Annotated in this window: 7 protein-coding genes and 1 pseudogene; 2 read left to right on the top strand and 6 right to left on the bottom strand. The window is 37.5% G+C overall.

Annotated features, from left to right (window positions below; genetic code table 11):
• Positions 1-408: 408 nt before the first annotated feature.
• The 5 genes and pseudogenes from SPD89_RS17410 to SPD89_RS23190 all read right to left on the bottom strand — a co-directional run bounded on the left by SPD89_RS17410 (position 409) and on the right by SPD89_RS23190 (position 4,564).
• Entirely contained in the window at positions 409-2,370 is a 1,962-nt protein-coding gene (locus SPD89_RS17410; protein ID WP_336263218.1) for a TRAP transporter permease, read from the bottom strand.
• A gap of 4 nt (positions 2,371-2,374) precedes the next feature.
• Positions 2,375-2,869, bottom strand: coding sequence for a DUF1850 domain-containing protein (locus SPD89_RS17405; RefSeq protein ID WP_336263217.1), 495 nt, complete (start codon positions 2,867-2,869; stop codon positions 2,375-2,377).
• On the bottom strand, positions 2,869-3,888 hold the full coding sequence (locus SPD89_RS17400; RefSeq protein ID WP_336263216.1) for a TAXI family TRAP transporter solute-binding subunit: 1,020 nt from the start codon (positions 3,886-3,888) through the stop codon (positions 2,869-2,871). The genes SPD89_RS17405 and SPD89_RS17400 overlap by 1 nt, the downstream gene beginning before the upstream one ends.
• 97 nt (positions 3,889-3,985) lie before the next feature.
• Positions 3,986-4,506: pseudogene (locus tag SPD89_RS17395) on the bottom strand (TAXI family TRAP transporter solute-binding subunit).
• Positions 4,469-4,564 (bottom strand): lipoprotein, encoded by a 96-nt coding sequence (locus tag SPD89_RS23190; protein WP_442961190.1) that lies wholly within the window; start codon positions 4,562-4,564, stop codon positions 4,469-4,471. Before SPD89_RS23190 ends, SPD89_RS17395 begins: the two are co-directional and overlap by 38 nt.
• A gap of 234 nt (positions 4,565-4,798) precedes the next feature.
• Here SPD89_RS23190 and SPD89_RS17390 point away from each other — a divergent pair, with 234 nt between their 5' ends.
• Together SPD89_RS17390 and SPD89_RS17385 are read left to right on the top strand one after the other, a co-directional pair.
• On the top strand, positions 4,799-5,107 hold the full coding sequence (locus tag SPD89_RS17390; protein WP_336263215.1) for a helix-turn-helix domain-containing protein: 309 nt from the start codon (positions 4,799-4,801) through the stop codon (positions 5,105-5,107).
• 304 nt (positions 5,108-5,411) lie between these two features.
• Positions 5,412-6,008 carry a GAF domain-containing protein gene (locus SPD89_RS17385; RefSeq protein WP_336263214.1) on the top strand — a complete coding sequence of 199 codons (597 nt, stop codon included), beginning with the start codon at positions 5,412-5,414 and terminating at the stop codon, positions 6,006-6,008.
• A gap of 174 nt (positions 6,009-6,182) precedes the next feature.
• On the opposite strand, the gene SPD89_RS17380 is transcribed toward SPD89_RS17385, so the two are convergent.
• Entirely contained in the window at positions 6,183-7,493 is a 1,311-nt protein-coding gene (locus SPD89_RS17380) for an MFS transporter (RefSeq protein ID WP_336263213.1), read from the bottom strand.
• Positions 7,494-7,710: the final 217 nt, after the last annotated feature.

Raw genomic sequence — 7,710 nt, 5'->3', positions numbered from 1 at the left:
AGTGAACCAGAAGAATATATCCACAAGGTAAAAATCATTTCGATTGTCGCTTCACCTCCCGCACTTCCATCTTCTAGATCTATTTTTAATAAAATAAGTGTTTCTTTCAAATGACGTTTCATCTCAATCTAATGGAAGTCTTAACGCTTGATCCTATATATATTCCAACTATGGGAAATTTTTTAGTTTTAATGAAACAAAAAATGTATTATGGTAACGTTTATCACTCGTTTGAAGAATTACAACAAGATATAGAATAGATTTTTTCACTTTAACAATGAACGAATACAATCAAAATTACTGGTATGAATCCGGTTGGATACCGTCTACATACCAGTCAAATATCAGCTTAAATATTTAATCTAATTATTGGGGTTCAGTAAATTCCCTCCAAGTAGGTATCTATTTTCAAGTCAAAACTCCAAAACCTTCCCTCCTCCCCTTCACCCACTGCACAATCAACACAATCCCAACAATCCCAATCCCTAACACATCAAAAAATCGATTCGGCGTAATCAGCATGATCGAACTTGCAAAACTAAGAATCCGAATCATCCATCCCATCGTTCTAAATAAATAACCTTCTGCTGCTGCCCCGAGCATGATCACACCTATAATAGCTGTAATCGTTACAAGCGCTCCCTCGAAAAATGAAGTATCTATTAAAAGTAGGGAGCTGTTATAAACAAATGCGAATGGTACGATGAATCCGGCGATCGCTAGTTTCATAGAGGCGAATCCGGTTCGCATTGGATCTCCGCCGGAAATACCAGCGGCAGCGAATGCTGCTAAAGCGACGGGTGGTGTTAAGTTTGCAAAAAGCCCAAAATAAAATACAAACATATGATCAACAAACGGTTGGATACCTAATTGGACTAATGCAGGAGCTGCCATGGTTGATGTAATGATATACGTCGGAATACTTGGTAAACCCATTCCCAAAACAATACAAGCAATCATTGTAAATACTAGCGTTAAAAATAAGCTTTCTCCACCGATTAAAATAATCCCGTTTGCTAGCTTTAAACCAAAACCAGTTAATGTCGCAACTCCAACAATAATTCCAACGGCGGCACATGCGATCGCTACAGATAGTGCCGAGCGTGTTCCGTCTTCTAATGCACCAAATAAATCTTTGACGGCCATCCGTGTCGTTTTACGGAATTGGGCAACAAGAACAGTTGCAACGATTGTCCAAAATGCAGCAAAAATAATCGTTTTGCCACTAAAAAATAACATATAAATTAAAAACAATAACGGAAGAATGAGATGTCCTCTTTCTTTCATCACATCACGAACTTTAGGAATCTCACTTCGTTTCATTCCTTCTAATCCTTCTTTAGAAGCACGTAAATGAACTTGCATCATTACGCCAAGATAATATAACCCAGCTGGTAAAATTGCTGCTAATGCAACGCTTGAATATGGTATCCCTAAAATTTCCGCCATAATAAACGCTGCTGCACCCATAACTGGTGGTAAGATTTGTCCTCCAACAGATGCTGTTGCTTCTACTGCACCCGCAAAGTTTCTTTTGTATCCTACTCTTTTCATTAAGGGAATAGTAAATGTTCCTGTCGTTACAACATTTGCGATCGCGGAGCCATTGATACTTCCTAAAAATGCACTAGCTAAAACAGCAACTTTTGCTGGACCGCCCTTTGTATGCCCTGCAATGGCTAAGGCGATATCATTAAAGAACTGTCCCATCCCAGATCTTCCTAAAACAGCTCCAAATAAGATGAATAAAAAGATATAGGTTGCCGAAACGCCAATTGCCGTTCCATAAATTCCTTCCGTCGTTACATATAATTGATTGATAACCATATCCCATTCATACCCACGGTGTCTAAATATCCCCGATAATCCACGACCTAACAACGCATAAAAGAAAAACAACACTGCTAAAATTGGTAGCGCCCATCCAGTCATTCGTCGGGCGGCTTCAAGAACGAGTAACACAAGAATGACTCCAAAAATAATATCGAGATTATTGGGTATCCCACCACGATGAATGATATTTAAATAATCCACGATAATATATCCTGCCGTACTTAAGGCTATAAGCGCGAGCGCAGCATCATACCACGGAAGTTTTGCCCGACTTGCAGAACGCTTCACTGGATATAGGAGAAAAATTAAACATAACACAATCGCCACATGTATTGCTCGATGCTTTAATGTGGTAGGTGCGCCTAAGGCAGATGTGTATAACTGATATAGAGCAAATCCGACAGCTATAACGGAAATGAGGATCGTAATATTTCTATTGGTAAATACTCGAAATCTAGCTTCTGCATCATACTTTTCTAAAACTTCTATATGACCATCTGCACCGATGTTCTCTTCTTTTGTAATCTTTTCAGACATTTTCTCATCCCTTCTTAATCATTATTTCTACTTTATGATGATGAGGAATATCGTTTGTTCGTAAAAATTGTTCATCATTTTTAAAAATAGTAAACGCTGCATCGTGTGAGTGAATCCATTGATAATTTTCTTTCACTTCCTCTAAATCTGTCATGACTAAAAAACCGTCCTCGAAATATACGCTTCCGTTTTTCTCATTGGGAACGCCTGCCCCAAATGAACGAAAGCGCGTTTCAGTTAAAACAATTTCACCATCTCCGTTTATCGTTAATGTTTCTTGCCAATGCGTTTTTTCAACAGAATGTACCCATTGAACAGTAAACGTATCGTCTATATAAATAGCTGTCCTTTTATACTCCTCTCCCGTTTCTTGATCGGATACAATGAGCACCATTTGCTCTTTTGGACAGAAGAGGATGAATAATAACAAGGTCACTAGAACGAAAACGATCCATTTAGGAAAAGAAAGGAGCCTGACTCGACTCCCTCGCTGTACCATTAGTCGATTGCCCCTACTTCTTTAAAATATTTTTCTGCTCCTGGGTGTAGCGGAATGCTTAAACCTTCTGTTGCTTTAGAAACATCAATGTCTTCCGCCGCACTATGCGTTTCTATTAATGTATCTACGTTTTCAAAAATTGCTTTTGTCATATGGTAGACTTCATCTTCTGTTAAATCCTTACTTACGATCATCGCATTAGTAATTTCAAGGGCTGGAACATCTTCCGCAACACTGTACGTATTCGCTGGGATCACCGTTTCCCCTAGATAGGAATACGTTTCGGTTAAATACTCCATTGCATCTTCTTCGATTGGAATTAATTTAATTCCATCTGTCGTATCCAAATCCATAATTCCTGAATTCGGAATGCCACTACTTAAAATTGCTGCATCTACTAGCCCGTTTTTAATTTGGTCAACAGACTCCGCAAATGATAAATAATCAGGTGTAATATCATCGTAGCTTAACCCATGTCCTTCCAATAAAACTTGCGCTGCTAATTCTGTACCGGAATTCGGTGCACCAACAGAAATTTTCTTCCCTTTTAAATCGGTAAATGAGTTAATTCCTGAATTTTCTGTCGTTACAATTTGTAAATAGTTAGGATATAGTGCTGCTAGAGAACGTAAATTGTCTTTCGGTCCCTCGCCTTCAAACGGGCCTGTTCCTTCGTACGCTTGAAACGCTGTATCCCCTGTAATAAGCGCAACTTCAGCTAACCCTTCTAAAACTAAGTTCACATTCTCAACTGAAGCCTGTGTCGCTTGAACAGACGCGTCAATTCCTAGTCCTTCAAAAATCGTTGAAAATCCAGCTCCAAGTGGATAGTATACGCCGGATGTTCCACCGGTTGCGATAGTGATAAACAAATCATCAAATGACTCTTCCGCCTCTGGATTTGTACCTGCATCATTGTCCACTCCGTCTTCACTTGTGTCAGCACCCTTATCAGCCCCATCACTACAAGCCGTTAAAACTAAAATTAGAGCAAAAACAAATAAAAAGATTTTTCTCACAAAAATACCTCCCTATATTTTTGTATTTCATAAATTTTTATTTAAACTTGTACACCAAGCTTATAATCACATTATGTTAGTAATAGAAACTTTAGAATTAAAATGATAAATAATCAGGTGTAATATCATCGTAGCTTAACCCATGCCCTTCCAATAAAACTTGCGCTGCTAATTCTGTACCGAAATTCGGTGCACCAACGGAAATTTTCTTTCCTTTTAAATCGGCAAATGAGTTAATTCCTGAATTTTCCGTCGTTACAATTTGTAAATAGTTAGGATATAGTGCTGCGAAAGAACATAATCTTCTTTCGGTTCCTCGCCTTCAAACGGGCCTGTTCCTTCGTACGCTTGAAACGCTGTATCCCCTGTAATAAGCGCAACTTCAGCTAATTCTTCTAAAACTAAGTTCACATTCTCAACTGAAGCCTGTGTCGCTTGAACAGATGCGTCAATTCCTAGTCCTTCAAAAATCGTTAAAAATCCAGCTCCAAGCGGATAGTATATGCCGGATGTTCCACCGGTTGCGATAGTGATAAACAAATCATCAAATGACTCTTCAGTCTCTGGATTTGTACCTGCATCATTGTCCACTCCGTCTAGCACCCTTATCAGCCCCATCACTACAAGCCGTTAAAACTAAGATTAGAGCAAAAACAAATAAAAAGATTTTTCTCACAAAAAATACCTCCCTATATTTTTGTAAAGGTTATCCTCTCTGATAAAATGTTGATTTTATAGAGGTCTTTCGTTTATCGATTTACTGATTAGATTGGTATTAATAACTGACAATTCACATTATATCGTATATAACAATATTGTAAATAATAAAATCGTTATATACGATATAATTGTTTGTTTTTATGCTCTTTTTGTTGTGAAAAAATATTATAATTAGCTATAGGTGATACCGATGAACATTGGAAAACGGATTAAGAATATTAGATTATCAAAAGGGATGAATGCATCGCAGTTAGCAAATAAAGCATTTATCTCACAGTCTTATTTAAGTGATATTGAAGCGGGTAGAACTGCACCATCTTTGGACAAATTGTTTACGATCTGTGAAGCATTAGATATCTCCTTGAGTGAATTTTTTGGTGATGTTCCTGAACTACCTGTTGATATTATCCGGCTTGTTGAAAATGCTCGACAATTAGAAGATGAAGAGATCAAATTATTATCTAATTTTATCGAGTTAATTGTAAAACGCAGTAAATAGTGAAAAATATAAAAGTCTACTGATGATTACACACTGAAATCATCAGTAGACTTTTTTATATATACAGGCATTACTTATAACTTCGTGATTGGACTCATTATTGTTTAGAGTGTATGCCGAAATACCAATCGCCACTTAATAACTTGACTCTTGCAAAAAATTTGTAGAGGGGGATATTTTGTGTGTCGAGAGTAACATAGTTTTGTCGAGTTTCAATGATTTTAGAACTATAGATAAACAGGTTACAAATGATGGGTAGTGCTTTCAAAATGGAAAGGGAGTTTTCCATTCCAGATCGGTCGTTTTGTCATCGTGGGAACGTTCTCAAAAGAATGACGTCGACCCGAATAAGCGTTTAGCCGATGTTGTTTATTATGAGGATGCATTACGTGAGCGAAAAGAACAATCTCAAGCTTTATTTAAAATCGCTGAGCCACATATGAACATATTGTTTGCTCAGCTAGCGAATCAAGAAATTGTCGAAACGTTAAGTGATCATAAGGGAATCATTATTTCGGAAAAAGTTTCTGAAAAGATGTGGAATAAAGTAGAGAAACATCATTTTCTCTCTGAAGCGGATTGGAGTGAAACGGAAGTAGGTACTAATGCAATCGGCACTACGTTAGTTGAAGAAAGACCTGTACAAATTTTTTCGAGTGAACATTTTTGTGAAGGTTGGCATCCGTGGGTATGTTCATCATCCCTAATTAGAGATTCTATAACAAATCAAATATTAGGTGTACTTAATATTACTGGTGAGAAACATTTACTTCAAGCTCATAATATTGATTTAGTTATGAATCGCGCGAGGCAAATTGAACATAATATCGGCTTTCGTTTAATGCAAGACCAGTTATCACCTCTTCATTCATTATTATTAATTCAATTAAGGATCCCGTAACTATATTTTTGTACTTCATAGATTTTTATTGAACTTGTACCAAGCTTATAATCACATTATGTTAATAATGGAAACTTCAGAATTAAAATGTACGGATTTTTTAGGTATTCTAGATTTCATCACAAACAAAAAAACGTGGATTGATCCACGTTTCTGCTTATGTCGAAAACTTTTCTAATTTGCTTTATCCTCTACAGTAACCAAATCCTCATCCAACTCTTCATTATGCCGATCTTTCACCGTCCAAATTGCGACGAGCGAAATAAGTGCGGTAAAGATAATATAAAGAGCTACCGGAATATACGAATCATTAAATCGAATCAACAATGCTGTTGCAACTAAAGGTGCTGTTCCCCCTGCAACTGCCGCACCAATTTGATATCCGAGAGAAATCCCGGTATACCTTACATTCGCGCTAAAAATTTCTGAGAACATTGTCCCTAAGACAGCTGTTATTGGAGCCCAGATAACCCCTAACCCTATAATAGTTGCTAAAAATAGAAGAGCTACGGATCCTTGGTGTATTAACCAAAAATAAGGGAATGCGTATAAAATCATTAAAATTGTTCCACCGACATATAGCTTCTTCCTGCCTATTTTATCTGAAAAGCTTCCCATTACAGGCATTAAAATGGTTGTAATAATGGTTGCTACGGTGACTGCCATCAGTATCGACGTTTGATTGTAGCTCAAATTTTGCGTTCCATAGGAAACAATAAACGTTCCAAAAATATAAAATGGTGCCGTTTCCACTACTTTTGCTCCGGTTGCAATGAGCACTTCCCGCCAATGATATTTGAATGTATCAGCGATTGGTAACTTTGGGATATCACCTTTCTCCTGTGTTTTTTGAAAAGTTGGCGTTTCCTCAATCCCTTTTCGAATCCACAATCCAAAAATAACGAGGAGAGCGCTAAGTAAGAAAGGTACACGCCAACCCCATGTTATAAATGCCTCCTGTGGAAGCAGTGTCATAATGGAAAGCGCAATAGTTCCCATTAACATTCCAATCGTGATTCCCATCTGTGGCACACTTCCGAATAATCCTCTTTTTTCTTTTGGGGCATACTCAACCGCTAAAAGAAGCGCCCCTCCCCACTCTCCACCAAGACCTAATCCTTGAATTAACCGTAAAAGAATTAATAACACGGGTGCCCAAAGTCCAATTTGACCATATGTAGGTAACACACCCATCAGAAAAGTAGCAAGTCCCATGAGACTCAATGTTAAAACAAGCGTCTTTTTCCTGCCGATTCGATCTCCGATATGACTAAAAATAATTCCACCTAAAGGTCTAATAAAAAATGCTAAAGCAAATGTTGCAAATGCATATAATGTCCCGAAAGCAGGATCTTCAGTAACAAAAAATATTTGGTTAAACACAAGTGCTGCCACTGTCCCGTATAAGAAGTAATCAAACCATTCTACGGAGCTTCCCACCACACTTGCGACCAATACTCTTCTTAGATCTTTATCTTTATCCATGATGAAACCTCCTCGTATCCTAGTGACTCGACTATACGTCTATACATGACATCTAGTCTTCAAACTTCTATCTATTCGTTCTATTATGCAGTCAAACCGACGCCATCCATCACTACTTAAAAAGTTAAATTTACTTTTGAAGTGACACTTAAGTTAAAGTGTTGCTTCAATTATAGAACGCTTTCAAAAGGTTGTCAATGACACTTTTATAATTGTG

This window comes from Pseudogracilibacillus sp. SO30301A (genome assembly GCF_037072025.1).
Classification (GTDB): domain Bacteria; phylum Bacillota; class Bacilli; order Bacillales; family Amphibacillaceae; genus Pseudogracilibacillus.
The sequence above is the reverse complement of the archived record's forward strand: the minus strand, read 5'-3'. Positions and strand labels throughout refer to the sequence as shown.